We start from the raw sequence: 18675 nt of genomic DNA, 5'->3' as shown, positions 1-18675 counted from the left end.
ATTTATTCTGTAACTGTAACCGAAAACAAAAACGCTAAAAGGTTATTTATGTCGCTGGTGTCATTAAGAAAGAAATTGGCAAAACCCGAACCATCCTGGCAATTATGTTTGCTGGGTGTTTTGGGTGCAACCTTAGCGTCTGTTTTTATTATTTTGTTTCGCTATTGCGTTGAGTCTATCCAATTATTGTATTTACAAAGTGTGGATGACTACACCACTTTACCAGAATTTTACCGATTTATAACCCCATTAATTGCAGTATCTTTTATTCTTTTGATTGCCATCATCAGTCGATTTAAGTATGCACGTATGGGTATTCCCTTTGTTTTATACCGGTTGAAAAGCGCTTATGGCTATATTCCGTTTAAAAATACCTTAACCCAATTTTTTGGCGGTATCGCTGCCCTAGCCGGTGGCTTTTCCGTTGGTAGAGAAGGCCCAGCGGTACATATCGGTGCGGCCGCCAGTTCATTTTTAGGTAATAAACTGGCGTTACCATTAAATTCTGTGCGCATTTTATGCGCTTGCGGCATTGCTGCCGGTATTTCCGCCAGCTTCAACACCCCTTTAGCCGCGGTTATTTTCGTTATGGAGGTGATATTAAGGGAATATAAGTTACATATATTCATCCCCGTTATTCTTGCCTCCATTATCGGTTCATTAATGACCCACGCATTTTTTGGTCCCTATCATGAGTTTGAATTTTTCGCTTATATTGCCATCGATTTTTGGCATTATCCGATATTGATCATCTTCGGCATGATTTTAGGCACCTTGGCAAAAGCTTTTAACAGCTCGCTTATTTTTGTCTTGAGACGCACCAGCCACATCCATATGGCGCAGCGCCTATTAATCGCTGCTTTTCTAATGGGCATCATAGGCCTGCTGGTACCACATAGTATGGGCGCAAGTTTAAGTGCAATTGGTGCGTTACTCGATGATCGAACCCATGTATGGCTCATTGTCGCGGTATTTGTCGCCAAATTTGTCGCCACCATCGTCGTGCTTGGTTTTGGTATTCCTGGCGGCATCATCGGCCCAACATTAGCCATCGGAGCTGTCGCCGGTGCGCTCATGGCATTTTTCATTGGCTTTATCTTTACCGGCGCTAATTATGCCGGAGATTATGCATTGCTTGGCATGGCCGGTATGTTAGCGGCTTCATTAAGTGCGCCTTTGGCAGCGTTATTAACCATTGTTGAATTGTCGAACCAATTGCAATTGATATTACCGGCGATGGTAGTGATCACCAGCGCTTACCTTACATCGAGTCAGTTTTGGAAAAATCGCTCGATATTTTTGCAACAACTTGAGTTTCAGCAATTACCCTATCAAGTCAGCCCAGTTGAAGGCATACTGCAAAAACACGGTGTACTCTCACATATGGATGAAGGCTTTAAAGTGATAGATACTAATGACCCTGCCACGGTCAAGGCGGAATTAACCGCCATGGATTCTGGTCGTTTGATTATACGTAATGATCAGGATGACACCGATTTCAGCTTGGTGCATATCGATCTAAACCTGCATCCACTAGAAGAAGAAAGCAGCGCCGTTAAAACCACACCAATGCCTGCCATCGATTCACAAGCAACCTTGTCTGAAGCTTATTATGCCTTATACGAAAAACGTGAAGGCGCGGTATACATTTATCATAAATCAAAAGATAATATTGTCGGTGTGTTAGCATTTGAAAAAATTCGTGCGATATTAACTAAGGGAGCGATTTAGATGTCAATTTTGTGGGTAAAGGCGTTGCATATAGCCTTTATGGTGGCCTGGTTTGCTGGCATTTTTTATTTACCGCGACTGTTTGTTTATCACGCGGAATCGAATCAAAAATTGGTTCATGAACAATTGAAAACCATGGAACGTCGATTATTGTTTTTTGTCACACCATTCGCCATTCTCACTTGGGTTTTTGGTTTATGGATGATGCATTATTACGGCACCACTTGGATCTTAGTAAGCAGTTGGCTGCATATTAAATTGTTACTGGTCATTTTGCTCACTGGCTACCACATATATTGTTTTAAATTACTTGCTGATTTTAAGCATGATCGCAATACTCGCAGCGGTCGTTTTTATCGCATTTTTAATGAAATCCCAGTGTTTGTATTGTTTGCCGCTATTATCCTTGCCGTAGTTAAACCGGTGTTATACTAGCGCATCCTTTATTAACAAAACCGTGGTTTTATGCTATTGTTGCGCGCAAAATTTAGCCACATTTATGCAAGTTTCAGCAAGCAACTTACATATGGCTCTAATACAGCAATAAAAAACATTATTAATCAGGTAGTTAATCAATGATGAAGTTTCAGGGCAGCCACATATTATCGGTATCCCAATTTGACCGCGAATCTGTCGCCAGAATTCTTGAAGTCGCTAAACGCATGATTCCATACGCCAGCCGTCAAAAGCGCTGTAACGTATTGGAAGGAGCGATTTTAAACAATCTATTTTTTGAACCAAGCACTCGAACCCGCGTTTCCTTTGGTACCGCTTTTCAATTGCTTGGTGGCTTTGTTCATGAAACCGTCGGTCAAGAAAGTTCATCGCTGACCAAAGGTGAGTCGTTATTTGATACCGCGCGAGTAATCAGTGGTTACGCTGACATCGTCGCTATGCGCCACCCAGCGATGCACTCGGTGGCTGAATTTGCCGAAGGCAGCACGGTACCCGTCATTAATGGCGGCGACGGCGCGAATGAACACCCTACCCAAGCATTACTTGATTTGTTCACCATTGAAGCGGAAATGAACCGCTTTAATAAGAACATTGACGACTTGAATATCGTCTTAATGGGCGACCTTAAACATGGTCGCACCGTGCATTCACTGTCAAAACTATTGAGTTTGTATAACAACATCCACCTAACATTGGTATCACCAAAAGAGCTGCAAATGCCGGACCACGTGGTTAGTGCACTTGATAATGCTGGGCACAAGGTGACCATTACTGACTCTATAGTCGGTAATTTACAAAGCGATGTATTGTATCAAACTCGAATTCAAGAAGAGCGTTTTGCCAGCAAAGGCGAAGCCGACATGTATCGCGGTCACTTTAGTCTCAATAAGTCTGTTTACGAGCAGCACTGTAAAGACAACACCGTCATTATGCACCCATTGCCACGAGACTCGCGCCCAGAGGCGAACGAACTCGATGTCGACTTGAATGACAATAACAATTTAGCCATCTTCCGCCAGGCACAAAATGGCGTACTTGTACGCATGGCCCTGTTTGCACTTGCGTTAGGCGTTGAAGATAAGCTAAGCCAATATGAACGCGAAGTGACTTGGTTTAGCAGTAAAGGTAATTAATACAGGACCCCATATGTCTCACTCAGAACAATTATTTAATAAAGCCCAACAAACCATCCCAGGTGGTGTTAATTCACCTGTTCGAGCCTTTAAAGGTGTTGGTGGTAGCCCTCGTTTTATTGAAAAAGCCGATGGTGCCTACACCTTCGACGCTGATGGCAACAAATACATTGATTACGTTGGTTCTTGGGGTCCGATGATCCTTGGCCATAATCACCCGAAAATTTTACAAGCGGTCGTTGAAACGGCGCAAAATGGCCTGAGCTTTGGTGCACCAACCGAGCTTGAAATTGACATGGCTGAAAAAGTACGTGAACTTGTGCCAAGTATGCAAAAGCTGCGCATGGTCAGTTCAGGTACCGAAGCGACCATGAGTGCGATTCGTTTAGCACGCGGCTTTACCGGACGTGACAAGATTCTTAAGTTTGAAGGTTGCTACCATGGCCACGCCGACTCATTGTTGGTTAAAGCTGGCTCAGGCGCACTTACCTTAGGTGTACCAAATTCGCCAGGAATTCCTGCAGATTTGGCGCAACACACGCTAACGGTAAACTTCAATGACCTCGAGTCAGTGGAGCAAGCGTTCGCCAGTTATGGTGACGATATCGCCTGTATCATTGTCGAGCCAGTGGCCGGTAACATGAATTGTATTCCACCGGTTGCAGGGTTTCTTGAAGGCCTGCGCCGTATTTGTGATCAACATAAATCGGTATTGATTTTTGATGAAGTGATGACCGGTTTTCGAGTGGCCTTAGGTGGTGCACAAGCGCATTACGATATCGAACCTGATTTGACCACATTAGGTAAAGTCATTGGTGGTGGTATGCCAGTAGGTGCTTTTGGCGGTAAAGCTGAAATCATGGACTATATCGCGCCAGTCGGCCCGGTTTATCAAGCAGGTACCTTGTCAGGTAACCCAATCGCCATGGCAGCTGGTCTTGCGGCATTATCTGAATTAAGCAGTAAAGATTATCATGCTGATTTAACGGCAATGACCAAACAACTGGCAGAAGGTTTTAAAGCCGCAGCCGATAAGCATGGCGTCGCACTTAGCATTAATTATGTCGGTGCTATGTTTGGTATTTTCTTCACTGACCAGCCACAGGTCGATACCTTTGCTCAAGTAATGAAATGCGATAATGACAAGTTCAATAAGTTTTTCCACTTGATGCTAGACGAAGGCGTGTATTTAGCACCTTCTGCATTTGAAGCTGGCTTTTTATCTGCCGCTCATACTGTACAAGATATTGCCGATACCATAGCTGCTGCAGAGCGCTGTTTCGCCAAACTATAACAACGGCACAACAAGCAATAAAAAACGCCCGCTTTATGCGGGCGTTTTTATATCACAATAATGACTCATTTTAATCCGAGTCACGACCAAATAGACGCTCTAACCAGCTTGGCGGTTGCTTGCGTTTTTCCAGACATTTTGAGGTGTATTGCACACCATCACTGATGGCAGGATAATCGGCGACATTGGCACAATCTCCCAGCACAGCATTACCAGTTGCCAATTCAAATGTGGCCATCTCCACACCATCTGGCATAAAGTCATAACGATCGGAAATACCCTGACGCTTCATGTAACTCGCAAACAAAGGTAGTGCACCGGAACTGCCGGTTAATTTTGTTTGTGCATTGTCATCACGGCCAACCCAAGTGGTCACCACCGACTGTTGATCATAGCCGACAAACCAGGCATCACGACCATCATTACTGGTACCGGTTTTACCCGCCAGTTGCTGATGTGGTAAACGCCAAGATAGCGATCTAGCGGTACCTTCTTGGGTAACCCTATTGAGTGCAAAATCAAGTAAATACGCAGCTTGCTGCGGTATTCTTACATCGATAGTATCAAACCGACTCCACAGCTCTTCTCCGTCACCAGAGAGCACTTGGTTTATGGCTGAAGACTGATTATAAAGACCACCATTGGCAATGGTGTTATACCACTGGTTTACTTCTAACGGCGACATATCTATCGCCCCTAAGAATAAACTTGGCACTTGCTCTATATCGCCTTGATAGCCTAATGCCCATAGCGTGTGCGAGACATTATCTACCCCTAATTGCTGACCTAGATTGACCGTAGGTACATTAAGAGAGCTGACCAAGGCGTCAATTAACGCGACTTTACCGCGAAATTTACCGTCATAATTCTTCGGCTGCCATGATTTACCACGACCGCCTTTCATGGTGATCGGTTGATCATCAAGTGGTGTGGCAAAATTGTACTGCTCAAACCGTTGTAAGGCGGTTAAATAAACCGCCGGCTTAATCAAAGAACCAATAGGACGTTTTGCATCTAAGGCGCGATTAAAGCCCGAAAATTTGACATCTTTACCGGCAACAACCGCTTCGACGGCACCGGTTCGAACATCACTGATGACCATAGCCGCTTCTAAGTTTTTATCTTTTTGCTGGCTAGTGAGCGTGTTGAGATGAGCAATTAACGCCTGCTCAGCATTTAGTTGCTTAACCAAATCAAAGCCGGTAAATACCCGTATGCCGGATTGCATGGCACTGGCGGCGCCCATGTCTTTGATTTCGCGACGTACCAATTGCATATAGCCAGGGAAGGATTGTTTGGCCATGCGTCGTTCAGCTCGAATCTCCAGTGGCGCCATCAACAATTGCTCGTAGGTCTGACTATCAAAAAAGTGATGCTTGAACATCAAGTCCAACACCAAATCACGTCGTTCAAGTGCACGTTCGGGGCGACGCCATGGGTCAAAATAAGACGGGCCTTTTACCAAACCGACCAGCAATGCCAATTGGGCTTGGTCAAGGTTTTGAATATCTTTACCAAAGTAAAACTCTGAGGCTAAGCCAAAACCATGCACGCCGTTGGCAAAATGCTGACCGAGATACACTTCATTAATGTATGCTTCGAGCAACTGATCTTTGGAGTATCTTAACTCAAGGATAACCGACATTATCGCTTCGTTAACTTTACGCCATAGCGTTTTATCTCGGCTTAAGTACATGTTTTTCGCGAGTTGCTGAGTGAGCGTACTGCCCCCTTGAACCGTCTCGCCAGCCAATAGGTTTTTCCAAAACGCACGCATAATGCCGGTTGGCGAGATACCGTGATGCTGATAAAAGTCTCTATCTTCGACCAAAAGCAAGACATCAATTAACGCTTCAGGGATTTGCTCCATGCTAAGCACCACACGATCTTCACCATCTGAAGAGGTAATGCGATCAATCAACACGGGTTCTAGCTTGACTTGATGCACTTGTTCATTATCGATAAACAAGCGAAATACTGAACCTTCGCGGGTTTGGATGCGAATGCGACTGGGGTTTTCAATACCGTAACCAAAATCAAACGGGCGACGATATATGGTGATGCTGTTTTTGCTGAGATTATATTGGCCTGGTTCACGAACCATAGCGACCGACTTATAACCGATGTAATCCAATTCTGTTTTTAACTGACTTAGATTGAGCAGGCTATCTTTGTTTAAGTGCAAGACTCGACCATATACTTGCGCCGGCAATTGCCAACGCTGACCTTCAAAAGTCTGCCTTACCTTGCCATCAAGATAAATACTGTATAGCGAGAATGCAGCAATAAAAATAAGGGATAATTTGAATGCGGTAGATAATAAATACTGACTGATGTATTTATCACCACTGTCACCGGTTTTCACCTTTCCTTTGGTAAATCCCGGGCGTTCTTTCTTTTTTATTTTTCTACTTGCCATTGCCTATGTGTTTCTTGGTTTTGTTTGTTGGCTTTGCATTGGCCGGATCATCTGGCCAATAGTGTTTGGGGTAATTGGCTTTCATGTCTTTTTGAACTTGGCCATAACTGCCTTGCCAAAATCTGCCTAAATCTTTGGTAATCTGTATCGGTCTGCCGGCGGGTGATAATAATTCAAGCACCACATTTACCCGCCCATTGGCCACCTTAGGTGAACTATCTAAACCATACACTTGCTGCATTGGCAAGGCAACCTTAGGCTCTAAAAACTCACCATATTGATAGGCAAATTTTCGCCCTAACGGACTAATATAATATTTCGGTACCCATAACGATAACGCCTGTTGTTGCGGATAATCTAGAGTATTTAATAAAATATCATGAAAATTAAGACCTTGGAGCGCTTTAACTGAGGTTATGTTATCAATGTAAGGTGCTAACCATTGGTTCAATTGCGCTAATAATGCCGCTTCTGATACATCAGGATAACCAGAGTCCGGAAAGTGCGTATGCAGCCAGCGCAGGCGAGTCAGTAAACTTTGGCATTTGTCATCAAAACGCAGTACCGACAAGCCATTGCGACCAATATGGTCGAGCCAAACCTCGGCGTAATCAACAGCCGTGGCTTTGTCGTTAAGCTGGGTACTCGACAACAGTATTTGACCCAACCTATGCTGTGATTCACTGACGATGCGTTGCTTTTTCTGATCATAATACGTGGTCTGTTGTTTTTGCTGTAGGTGCGGAAAATAGCGCATGATATCATCTAGCTGCAAAGGAGCCGCCAATTCAACCTGTAAGCGTTGCTGACGATTAAACACCCGAGCAACCAGTAAAAATGGCTGACCTGTTAAGCTATCTACTGGGTCAAGTTCAAGCCCTTTGCCATTTGCGGTTAAATATTTTGTGTCTTGATTACGCGCTTTACTGATCCTTTCTGGATAAGCAAACGCTAACAACAGGCCGGTTTTATCAATCGGCAATTGAGCTTCTTGTAAACACATTTTATCTGGTATTAGATGCTCACCGAGGATGCGTCTTAGTGCTTGATACAGTCGTTGTGCCGATTGCAAGATACGTTTATTGATAGCGGATTTATGACGTTGTTCGGCAGACAACAACATATATAGGCGATTGCGAATATCACTGTTGGCGGCATTTCTAGAGACAATATCACGCTCTTCCAATAGCGACGCTAATATACACGCTAATGACAGCAATTGGCCATCGTTACCGTCTATTGTTGGTGCCGATAACAACATATGGCCATACCTTGGATGGGTGGCCAGTTTTGCCACATTTTGACCATGAGATGTTAAGCGTCGTTGTTGGTCGACGATTTGCAACTCCTGCAGTAATTGCCAACATTGCTTTTCGCTACTTTCTGGCGGTAACTCGACAAACTGTAGCTGCTTAAACTCATGAACGCCCCATCGGGCGACATCCAGTGTAAGCGGCAGTAAATCACTCTGGCTGATTTGACTGGCGCTGTGCTCCATACGTCGTTCAAAGTTTTCTTTAGAATAAACGCGAATACAACGTCCAGGCGCAACTCGACCAGCGCGACCACTGCGTTGAACCGCAGACGCTTTACTAATTTGTTGTAAGTTCAGTCGATTCGATAAGGTTTGCACATCATAGCTGGCGACCTTTTCCAATCCGGCATCGATTACTAGGGTTACGCCGTCAATTGTTATAGAAGTCTCGGCAATATTGGTTGCCAACACCACTTTGTGCATCCCTGCCGGACTTGGTGCGATAGCTTGGCGCTGCTCTGCTAACGATAGGTCGCCAAACAGACAATGCAGTTGATATTGTGTCGGCAGTCTGTCGGTGAGCAATTCGGCTAAGGTGTTAATCTCACCACTGCCTGGCAAAAATACTAGGCTGGAACCGGCATTTGTCTGGCATTGTTCGACAATGACTTTAGCCAGATGATCGAGTAATCGTTTGTTGCCAACAACCGGCTGATAGTGCATTTCAACGGGATAGCTTTTGCCAGCACTGGTTAAATACTTGGCATCGGGTAAGCATTGCTGCAGGTAGACATTATCGATAGTCGCCGACATCAATAACAATGTCAGGTCATCTCGCAAGCCAAGCTGCACATCACGCGCCAACGCTAAGCCAAGATCGGCGTGAATCGAGCGTTCATGAAATTCATCAAAAATTATCAGGCCAACATCGGCAAGCTCATTATCATCGAGGATCATGCGTGTCAAAATACCTTCGGTAACAACCAAAAGGCGCGTTTCTTTGCTGACTTTGCTGTCACCACGCATCTGATAGCCAACGGTTTTACCCAGAGGCTCATTAAGCATCTGCGCCAAACGCTGTGCCACCGAACGTGTTGCCAGACGTCGAGGCTGCAGCATAATGATTTTTTTGTCGGCAAATTGCGGCAATGGCAGTAACCATAACGGCAACACCGTGGATTTACCGGCACCTGGTGGTGCAGATAAGATGATGGTATTGGTCGATGTTAAGGTATTGAGCAGCTCTGTTTTAATATTGGTGACAGGATAACTGTCCAAGGCTTTTGTGCACATCAGGCAATAATTGACTAAGGTAGTTACATAATCACTGTTATAACACATATTAACAGCGCTATCTTACTGTTAAAGGCATCAACCACGAATAACACAAACTATGCGATTATTTTTTGCACTATCTCCAAGCCAAGATAAAAAACAGCAAATTGAGCAATGGCGACAACAACACATCACCAGTCTTGGCCGACCGGTGCCGTCTGCCAATTACCATGTGACGCTGGCGTTTATTGGTCAGGTTACCCCATCGCAATTGCCAAGCCTGATAGCGCTGGCGAATAACATTGATAACCCGCCAATACATATGACGCTAAACACTTTGCAATGCTGGCCAAAACCTAAGGTGTTATTTCTTGGCTGTCAGCACAGTGATACACCAATTTACCAACTTGCCGAACAGTTACAACAGGGCTGTCGTCAGCTTGGTTTTGATATCATCGAGCGCCAATATGTACCGCACCTGACCTTATGTCGAAACACCGCACATTTGCCTGATGTCGATGATACGATCATCAAGACGCTTAACCTGTCGCTGTCATTCTTCGACTTTTGTTTATACCAGTCGGTTTCCAGCAACCAGGGAGTAAGATATGATGTGCTGCATCGCTGGCCACTCACCGCGCAGCAAACACAATAACGTCGGCAATCAAGAGCATTTATGAGTATCTATTTAAAATTTATCAGCGGCGCCTTTCAGCCTCGTAGCCTATTTATTCCTATGGCCAGTATTATTCTAGGTACCGGTTTATCGGCCTTACAATGGCCCGTTGATGGCAGCTTATTCGCCAGCTGTATTGTGTTAGTCATCATTGCTCAAACCGCGCTCAATCTAGCCGGTAATTATCAAGCGGCGTATGTTAACCATGCCAATGCGACGCAGCAACAAGGCGACCGTGTTGCCTTATTACGGCTTAGCTACGCAATGGCGATGTTATTTGCGATTGGATTTATTCTGCTACTCAGCGTTAGTGTCGGTTTTGCCATGCCGTCAATATTGTTGTCATTGTCTTTGCTGATCCCGTTTGCTATTACCGTGCGCATGAAGACACTGTTTAGCAAGGCGCAACTTTACCAATACAAAAAGGTTCACATGAGCTTTTGGGCATTGGCAAACGGCTTTCTTCCCTGCGTCATTGCGTTTTATTTACATACCGCGCACATCAGCGACTACAGTGTTGCCGCTGGCGCATGTGCTGCGCTATTGGCACTGCTTATTTCGTTAAGTAAACAGGCTTTATTTATTATTGAACAACACCAATTGATTGATGCAGAGCAATTACCACAATCGTTAGCAACTAACCTTAAGTGGCAAAAGCTGGTGGTCATCACCACGTCATTGGCAACGGCAGCGACAATCTATTGGTTAAATATTCCTTATTTGGCGGGTATCTGTATTCTTGCCTTACCATCTATCGTCGCCACTATCGCCACCGTTGAGCATTTGCCAGAGGCAGACATCGCCAGCGCGCAAACCACCAAAGTGCAAATTGCCTACTTTGCCTATTGGGTGTTGTTTATTGTTGGTGTCATGTTATAGAGCTTGTGCTGATATTACTTGATGTTTTTCAAGGCAAGGTGTTGTTCAGGAAGAGCAAGTTCAACACCTAAACGGTCAATCAATTCAAGAATTTTGAAGTTAAGGTCTTCCTCATATTGCTTATAGACCACACGATTTGACGTGGTGACATAGGCATTAACCACAATGACAAAGGCATCAACATCAACATGTTCAAAACGAACATAAGTTTCCAAATCAACCACATTAGGATGGTTGACCACTAAATCGCGCATTTGCTCAACCAATGTCTGTAAGGTTTGTCTAGGCGTATTTAACCTAACGCGAAAGCGCTTATTGTAATATCGATGATCGATTTCACCGATGTTTTCTAAGTCCATTGAGGCAATCACCGAGTTCGGCACGTGCACCACCGCGCGATTAAGTTTGCGCATTTTCGTCGATCGCAAGCCGATTTCCTCAACCCGCCCCTGCGTATTGCCAAACTTACACATATCACCGGGTTTGACAGGTCGAGCAATATACAAGGTAAACGCGCCAAAGATATTTTCTAGTGATTTTTGTGCCGCAAGGGCAACGGCTAAACTGCCTATGCCGAGGCCGGTAATGATGGTGGTAATATTGAATCCGGCATCGTCAAACCAGTTCAATAAGTACACCATCACCACGAATATTTTCAGCGTAGTGACCATAGGTTTAATGATGGCAATAGCATTTTGATCGTCGTTTTCTGCGCGAGAACTGTAGAGCGCGAAACAAAACTCGATGATACCCATGCTTAAAAAAATCGCCGCGAGATAGTTCAAGGTGCCGGTATCAATCCATACCCGGGCATTTATCGACAACCCTAAATGACCACTAAGCCATTGAATCAATATAAAAAATAAGAACAGTCGTAATGGAATACTAATAAAGCGTCGCATAGTGCGGCGATAGGTATCTGAGAACTCCACCAACTTAAGTAAAATCTGCCGTATCAATGCGGTAAAGTACCACGAGAACACCAAAATAATCACAAAACTGACAAACTGCCAATTCTCCATATCGAGCAGTTGGAATTCAGGCAATATGTGAGAGATAGACTCGGCCCAAGGATGGTAACCAAACTCTTGCCATAGAGCTGGAATATTAGCGACACTGCTGCCTGATATTTTCCACATTAAGCGGCCGTCGTCAGTGGTAATTCGCTGCAAATAAATCGGCACGTCATCTTTGCTGGTTTTAATAACCCCGAGTAAATCGCGATTGGCCGGCAGTCCATCTTCAACATGCCCTTGTTCATCATCACTGAGTAAAGAGATATCCAAGGAATGATGTTGTGACCAGACAATGGTTAAGCGATGAATCAATTCAGCCTTTCTCTCATCGGACAATTGCTTATCAAGGTAACGAAAATCAAAGTACTTGGCGGCGTTTTTATAATCCCCTGATTGCAACGCTTCGCCAATACTGAGCAGACTGGATAATGGGGTTTTGCCGCGTAATGGACTATCTATCGGCAAAGATTGAGCATTGCGTATGGCTTGATTTGCCTGCTCTTGACGCTCTTTAACTTCTTTCAGGGTTAAATCCTCTTCGGCTTTAACCACAGAAGAGTTAATTAACAGCAGCACGACAATGCCTAGCAATACTCGCAATAATGAGGCAAACATATTGATGTAAATAAGAAATTCATATCAGTTTATTGTTGTTTATTGAGTATAGATGAGCAGGCTTTATTTTGCTGAAAATGGCCTTTCAATAGATTGCGGCCATAAAAAAACGAACACAGCAGTGTTCGCTTTTATTTGCTTTTGAAACCTTGTTACTGCATTAACAAGGCGGTAATTGTGGCAATACCTGAGCCTGTCGCACCGGCAGCCCATAAGCCACTGGCATGTTCGTTATAACACGCAGATAAGTCCAAATGCAGCCAACCTTTACCTTGGTTAGGAACAAAGCGGGCTAAAAAGCCAGCGGCATTGCTGGCACCACCAGCACCGCCACCTTTTTGTGTGGTGCTATTTGCCGTATCCGCGAATGATGATGGACACTTGTTTTGATGGAACGGCGCTAATGGCAACTGCCAAGCCGGATCATTATGCTCGGCAGCAACCGCTAATGTCTTATTGGCAATTTCTTGATCAAGCGCGAATACGGCGTTGTATTCGCCACCGGTAGCCATCATTGCCGCGCCAGTTAGCGTCGCAGCATCAATGATCATGTCCGATTCAAATTCACTGGCTTTAATTAAACCATCGGCCAACACCAAACGCCCTTCCGCATCTGTATTAGCAATTTCGACCGACATGCCATTTTTATAGTTAAGAATATCGCCGAGCTTATAGGCATAACCACTGATCATATTCTCTGCACAACAAAGGATAAGTTTGATGCGCTTTTTCAGGCCAGATTTGATCGCCAAGGCCATCGCAGCGGTAACCGTTGCCGCACCACCCATGTCACATTTCATCGAAAACATACCGGCGCTCGGTTTGATTGAATAGCCACCAGAATCAAATGTAATGCCTTTACCGACCAGTGTTGCGTGTACCGGTTCAGCTTCATTTTTGCTTGGGTTGTAATCGATAATAAGCATGCCAGGGTCATTGATGCTGCCCTTACCAACATTATAGATGCCGACCCAACCGTCCAGTTCAAGGTTATCACCACTGATAATCTCAGCGCTGACATCATCCGGTGCTAACTCTTTAATGTACATCAACGCACTTTGGCATAATGTTTCTGGCACCAAGTTGGACGGAGTTTGATTGATTAAATCTCTGGCCCAAGCGTAACTGGCTTGCTTGTCATTTAAACGTTTAAGTTGCGATTCATCACCGCTAAACTCAACGGCTTCGAGCTTACCGACTTTACTGAACCCTTGAGCAAATGCCCATTGGCTGCTTTCGCACCAATGTTCGCCGTCAAGCTTGGCGTTAGCAACACCTAAGGTTTCTATTTTACGACCCGCTTGTTGAATAGCGCGCAGGTCTTTATCTATCACATCAGTGATATGAATATGAATTTCATCATTATGGAAACTAATAGAGCTGGAAGCTTGCCAGTTATCTGGCGTTGCAGTGGAAAGTTTAATTATGGCTGTTTTGGTCATGAAGATTCCTATTCAATCGACATTAAGACAATGATATGTGTCACTTTTTAAAAAAGTGCGACGTTCAAGCCTTAAAATAATTGGATTATCAATTTGGCAATAGCTTGCCGAATTGGCTGCTATATAGCATAGTACACGAAAAAATGCGTAACAGCTGTCGTTACAATTTAAACAAACATTTTATCATTAAAATCAATAACAAAGTACCTGGCTATTACTATGAAATTTGACCCGCCATTGCAATCTGCGACCTTAATCAAACGCTATAAACGTTTTTTAACAGACATTAAGCTCGCAGATGATAGCATCACCACGATTCATTGCCCGAATACCGGGGCGATGACCGGCTGTGCAGAACCCGGGTATACCGTTTGGTATTCATTATCAGATAACCCAAAGCGAAAATACCCAGGGACATTCGAGCTGGCGCAAAGCTTTGATAACCATTTCATCGGCATCAATACTGGCAATGCCAATAAATTGGTGATTGAAGCGATCAACAATGGTGTGATCAAAGAGCTAAGCAATTATCAAACGGTTCGTAGCGAAGTAAAATACGGTGATGAAAACTCTCGTATTGATGTTATGCTGGAATCTGATGGGCAGCCAACCTGCTTTGTGGAAGTGAAATCAACGACCTTATTACAACAAGGTAGCGGTTACTTTCCCGATGCGGTGACCAGCCGTGGACAAAAACACATACGCGAATTAATTAGAATGCGCCAGCAAGGCCATCGAAGTGTATTGTTGTTTTGTGCGCAACATACAGGTATAAACAAGGTTAGAGTCGCAGACTTTATTGATATGGAATATGCCAAGCTAATTGGCGAAGCGATAGCTGAAGGGGTCGAAATACTCGCCTATGGTTGTGAGATAGACAGTTTTGCAATACAAATTAGCAAAAAATTGCAATTTATCGCACCTTAACGCTTGATATTGAAATTTTAACCCTTATATTCCCTGTCTAACCTATAACAAGGGGCGTTGTAACAGATAAGCAATAAATTTTTCATAAATTCTTTGCCAGTGTTGATACATTCTGTTATAGATATCCAATTAAATGAATGCTAAAGAGTTAAGTAGTACTTAGGAGATTCGGCATGCCAACAAATAAAACACAAGCTATCGGCATCCTGGCATTAGCTGGCGTTGAGCCGTATAAAGAGAAGGCAGGCGAAGAGTATATGAACCCTGCCCAGGAAGAGCACTTCAAAAAGATTCTGGAAGCATGGCGCGCGCAATTACGCGAGGAAGTTGATCGCACCGTGACTCATATGAAAGACGAAGCAGCTAACTTCCCTGATCCAGTTGATCGTGCCGCGCAAGAAGAAGAGTTCAGTTTAGAGCTTCGTACCCGTGACCGTGAACGTAAACTGATCAAAAAAATTGAGAAAACATTACAGTTTATCGAAGAAAGTGATTTCGGTTTCTGTAACTCGTGTGGTATCGAAATTGGTATCAAACGACTTGAAGCACGCCCAACAGCGGATCTGTGCATCGAATGTAAAACTCTTGCAGAAATCAAAGAGCGTCAATTAGCAGGTTAATCTTGTTTAACCCTGACCTCATTGCATCTGATATCAATCGGCCACGACAGCAATATCGTGGCCGTTTTGCTCCCTCCCCCTCAGGTTTACTGCACTTTGGCTCGTTAATCGCCGCATTAGGCAGTTATCTACAAGCTAAAAGTCAACACGGTCAATGGCTGCTTCGTATCGAAGATATTGACAAACCACGCGAAATGCCTGGTGCAGATACACAAATTCTCAACACACTTGAAGCCTACGGTCTACATTGGGACGAAGATGTGTTGTATCAAAGTAAGCAAGCGCCCTTATACGATGCGGTAATGGATGAATTGCTTGCTAATCATATGAGTTACTACTGTCGCTGTAGTCGCGCCGAAATTAAGGCATTGGGCGGGATTTACCAAGGCCACTGTAAGCACCGTAATTACGATAAGCAACAAAGCGCGCTTAGACTCATCAATCAACATCCGGTCGATGACTTTGTTGATGGTGTGCAAGGTCTGGTCAAGGTCGATAGCGGATTAAGCCACGAAGACTTTATTATTCATCGCCGTGATGGCTTATACGCCTACCAATTAGCGGTAGTTGTCGATGATATTTACCAAGGCATAACCGAGGTTGTCAGGGGCTGCGATTTGTTGGAGCCAACGGCTCGACAAATCACCTTGTATAAGACCTTTGGCAAACCGTTACCAAGTTATGTGCACTTGCCTTTAGCGGTCACTGAACAAGGCTATAAACTAAGTAAGCAAAACGCCGCGCCCGCTATCGATAATAACCGGCCACAACCAGCCTTGATTGCCGCCTTAGAATTTTTAGGGCAACAACCGGATGCACACCTTATAGATGCCACGGTAGAGCAAGTTATTGACTGGGCTTTGCAGCATTGGCAACTCAATAAAGTCCCCAAACTCAAAGAAATATCACTATAATTTACGGGTATTGCCCTATTTGTATGAAATTTATCGATAAATCATAGGCTTTTCGTTCTCTTTTTGAGCAAAAAAGAGTATGATCGCGCCTTATTTTTCGACTCTGGCAACTTAAACAATTATTTGCGATGAAGATGTTTAACGCATTCATCAGGCTAATCAAATCGATGACAAAAAACGCTGACAGTAAGCAAACACAAAATCAACAATTTCCGATCGTGTTCGGACGCGATGAACATAATGTTTCACGCAATGAACTGAGTGAAAATGCGCTGAAAGTGTTATACCGACTTAACCGAGGTGGTTATGATGCCTACCTTGTAGGTGGTGGTGTGCGCGACATCTTATTGGGTCAACACCCAAAAGATTTTGATATTGTTACCAACGCAACGCCAGAACAGATAAAGAAACTATTTAGAAATTGCCGTCTTATCGGCCGCCGGTTTCGCCTTGCTCATATTGTATTTGGTCGTGACATTATCGAAGTGGCAACCTTTCGAGGTCATCACAAAGAAGATCATTGTGATAAACAAAAGCTGTCGAAACAATCTGAACAAGGCATGCTGCTCAGAGATAATATCTATGGCAGCATAGACGAAGACGCTGAGCGCCGTGACTTCACCATCAATGCCTTGTACTACAGCATTAAAGATTTCAAAGTTTATGATTTTGCCAATGGTGTCGCCGATATCGAAAGTCGCACGATTCGTTTGATTGGCGATCCGGAAACACGATACCGAGAAGATCCAGTGCGTATGCTGCGGGCAATCCGCTTTGCGACCAAATTGGATATGGATATTGATCCTAAAACTCGTGAACCAATAAAGTCATTAGCACCACTTATGGCCAATATCCCACCGGCTCGTATGTTCGAAGAATATATGAAGTTATTTCTTGGTGGCAAAGCTCTAGAAAACTTTGACATGTTGGCGGAATATGAGCTGTTGCAGTACTTCTTCCCGCATATTAGTGAAGATATTAAGCATAATAGCGATGGCAATGCGGTGAAATTTGTACGCACCGTACTGCGCAATACCGATGCCCGCATCAATCAAGGTAAGCGGGTAACACCAGCATTTTTATTAGCGGCAGTTATCTGGCACCGGATCGAATCGCAAATACAAGTCTTTACAGCACAACATAACATGCCGTATCAAGATGCGTTCTTTAGCGCTATGCATGAAGTGATGTCAGAGCAACAACGTTGTATTGCGATTCCTAAACGCTTTCAATTACCGATGAAAGACATCTGGTTCTTACAACAAAAATTGGAACAACGCGAACCGAAGAAGGTTTTCAAAACCATAGAACACCCGCGCTTTCGTGCTGGTTATGACTTCTTGTTGATCCGTAGCGAAATTGAGCAAGGTGACTTGGTTGAGTTGGCTAATTGGTGGACCCACTTTCAAGAAGCCACGCCTGATACACAGCAACAAATGCTAAAAAGTTTTCGACCGACTCGCCAGCGTCGTCGCCGTAATCCGCGCAAACGCAAGAAGGCAGCTGAGTAATGTCAACTGAGGTATACATCGGTCTGGGCAGTAATCTTGATAATCCTGATTTACAAATACAGCACGCTGTCGATGCATTGGCTAAGATTAAGCACTGTAATGTCGTTGATGTATCTTCGCTCTATTCCAGTAAACCGATGGGACCTCAGGACCAACCGGATTATATGAACGCGGTTGCATTATTGCACACAACACTTGAACCAGAAGACTTGCTCGATCAATTGCAAACTATTGAAGCCGGTTTTGGCCGCGTCCGTAAAGATCAACGCTGGGGTGCGCGAGTGCTGGATTTAGATATCTTGTTATTCGGCGATCACGTGATTAATAGCGAACGATTAACGGTACCACATTACGGTATGAAGGTAAGGGAATTTGTCATTTACCCGTTGGCTGAAATAAACCAAGATATTGCTCTACCGGATGGAACAAGTGTAAAAAGTTTACAGGCTAAACTGGACAAAAACGGCTTGTTTGTTGTCCGTAGATTGCACATTTAATATGAATATGCCACT

Annotated in this window: 15 protein-coding genes; 11 read left to right on the top strand and 4 right to left on the bottom strand. The window is 44.1% G+C overall.

Going from position 1 to position 18675, the window contains the following annotated elements; translation table 11 throughout:
• The first annotated feature begins 48 nt into the window (after positions 1-48).
• The 4 genes from E2K93_RS10275 to hemL all read left to right on the top strand — a co-directional run bounded on the left by E2K93_RS10275 (position 49) and on the right by hemL (position 4614).
• Positions 49-1731: a chloride channel protein gene (locus tag E2K93_RS10275; RefSeq protein WP_228445262.1), complete on the top strand. Its 1683-nt coding sequence runs from the start codon at positions 49-51 to the stop codon at positions 1729-1731.
• Positions 1732-2166, top strand: a complete 435-nt coding sequence (locus tag E2K93_RS10270) for a CopD family protein (protein WP_135439007.1) — start codon at positions 1732-1734, stop codon at positions 2164-2166.
• Positions 2167-2306: 140 nt separating this feature from the next.
• Positions 2307-3320 carry an aspartate carbamoyltransferase gene (locus tag E2K93_RS10265; protein WP_189637745.1) on the top strand — a complete coding sequence of 338 codons (1014 nt, stop codon included), beginning with the start codon at positions 2307-2309 and terminating at the stop codon, positions 3318-3320.
• Positions 3321-3333: 13 nt separating this feature from the next.
• Positions 3334-4614, top strand: coding sequence for a glutamate-1-semialdehyde 2,1-aminomutase (gene hemL, locus E2K93_RS10260; RefSeq protein ID WP_135439006.1), 1281 nt, complete (start codon positions 3334-3336; stop codon positions 4612-4614).
• 70 nt (positions 4615-4684) lie between these two features.
• Here hemL and mrcB read toward each other — a convergent pair whose 3' ends face one another.
• Together mrcB and hrpB are read right to left on the bottom strand one after the other, a co-directional pair.
• Positions 4685-7033, bottom strand: a complete 2349-nt coding sequence (gene mrcB, locus E2K93_RS10255) for a penicillin-binding protein 1B (RefSeq protein ID WP_135439005.1) — start codon at positions 7031-7033, stop codon at positions 4685-4687.
• A complete protein-coding gene (hrpB, locus tag E2K93_RS10250; RefSeq protein WP_189637744.1) occupies positions 7023-9566 on the bottom strand; it encodes an ATP-dependent helicase HrpB in 2544 nt (847 codons plus the stop codon). The genes mrcB and hrpB overlap by 11 nt, the downstream gene beginning before the upstream one ends.
• Positions 9567-9681: 115 nt before the next feature.
• On the opposite strand from hrpB, the gene thpR reads away from it, so the two are divergent.
• Positions 9682-10218, top strand: coding sequence for an RNA 2',3'-cyclic phosphodiesterase (thpR, locus tag E2K93_RS10245; protein WP_135439003.1), 537 nt, complete (start codon positions 9682-9684; stop codon positions 10216-10218).
• A gap of 21 nt (positions 10219-10239) precedes the next feature.
• Positions 10240-11118 (top strand): hypothetical protein, encoded by an 879-nt coding sequence (locus E2K93_RS10240; protein WP_135439002.1) that lies wholly within the window; start codon positions 10240-10242, stop codon positions 11116-11118.
• 14 nt (positions 11119-11132) lie between these two features.
• On the opposite strand, the gene E2K93_RS10235 is transcribed toward E2K93_RS10240, so the two are convergent.
• On the bottom strand, positions 11133-12710 hold the full coding sequence (locus E2K93_RS10235; RefSeq protein ID WP_189637743.1) for a mechanosensitive ion channel family protein: 1578 nt from the start codon (positions 12708-12710) through the stop codon (positions 11133-11135).
• Between the two features lie 191 nt (positions 12711-12901).
• Entirely contained in the window at positions 12902-14191 is a 1290-nt protein-coding gene (pepB, locus tag E2K93_RS10230) for an aminopeptidase PepB (protein ID WP_135439000.1), read from the bottom strand.
• A 219-nt stretch (positions 14192-14410) separates the two neighbouring features.
• Between pepB and sfsA the strand changes: the two genes are divergently transcribed.
• The 5 genes from sfsA (at position 14411) to folK (ending at position 18660) form a co-directional block, all read left to right on the top strand.
• Positions 14411-15118 carry a DNA/RNA nuclease SfsA gene (gene sfsA / locus E2K93_RS10225; RefSeq protein WP_135438999.1) on the top strand — a complete coding sequence of 236 codons (708 nt, stop codon included), beginning with the start codon at positions 14411-14413 and terminating at the stop codon, positions 15116-15118.
• A 173-nt stretch (positions 15119-15291) separates the two neighbouring features.
• Entirely contained in the window at positions 15292-15738 is a 447-nt protein-coding gene (gene dksA, locus E2K93_RS10220) for an RNA polymerase-binding protein DksA (protein WP_135438998.1), read from the top strand.
• Between the two features lie 2 nt (positions 15739-15740).
• Positions 15741-16652 (top strand): tRNA glutamyl-Q(34) synthetase GluQRS, encoded by a 912-nt coding sequence (gene gluQRS / locus E2K93_RS10215; protein ID WP_228445260.1) that lies wholly within the window; start codon positions 15741-15743, stop codon positions 16650-16652.
• Between the two features lie 167 nt (positions 16653-16819).
• On the top strand, positions 16820-18163 hold the full coding sequence (pcnB, locus tag E2K93_RS10210; RefSeq protein ID WP_135438997.1) for a polynucleotide adenylyltransferase PcnB: 1344 nt from the start codon (positions 16820-16822) through the stop codon (positions 18161-18163).
• Entirely contained in the window at positions 18163-18660 is a 498-nt protein-coding gene (gene folK / locus E2K93_RS10205) for a 2-amino-4-hydroxy-6-hydroxymethyldihydropteridine diphosphokinase (protein WP_135438996.1), read from the top strand. Before pcnB ends, folK begins: the two co-directional genes overlap by 1 nt.
• The last annotated feature ends 15 nt before the right edge of the window (positions 18661-18675 follow it).

This window comes from Thalassotalea sp. HSM 43, from assembly GCF_004752005.1.
Classification (GTDB): domain Bacteria; phylum Pseudomonadota; class Gammaproteobacteria; order Enterobacterales; family Alteromonadaceae; genus Thalassotalea_A.
Note: the sequence above shows the minus strand (reverse complement) of the source record. Positions and strands in the feature narration are given on the sequence as shown.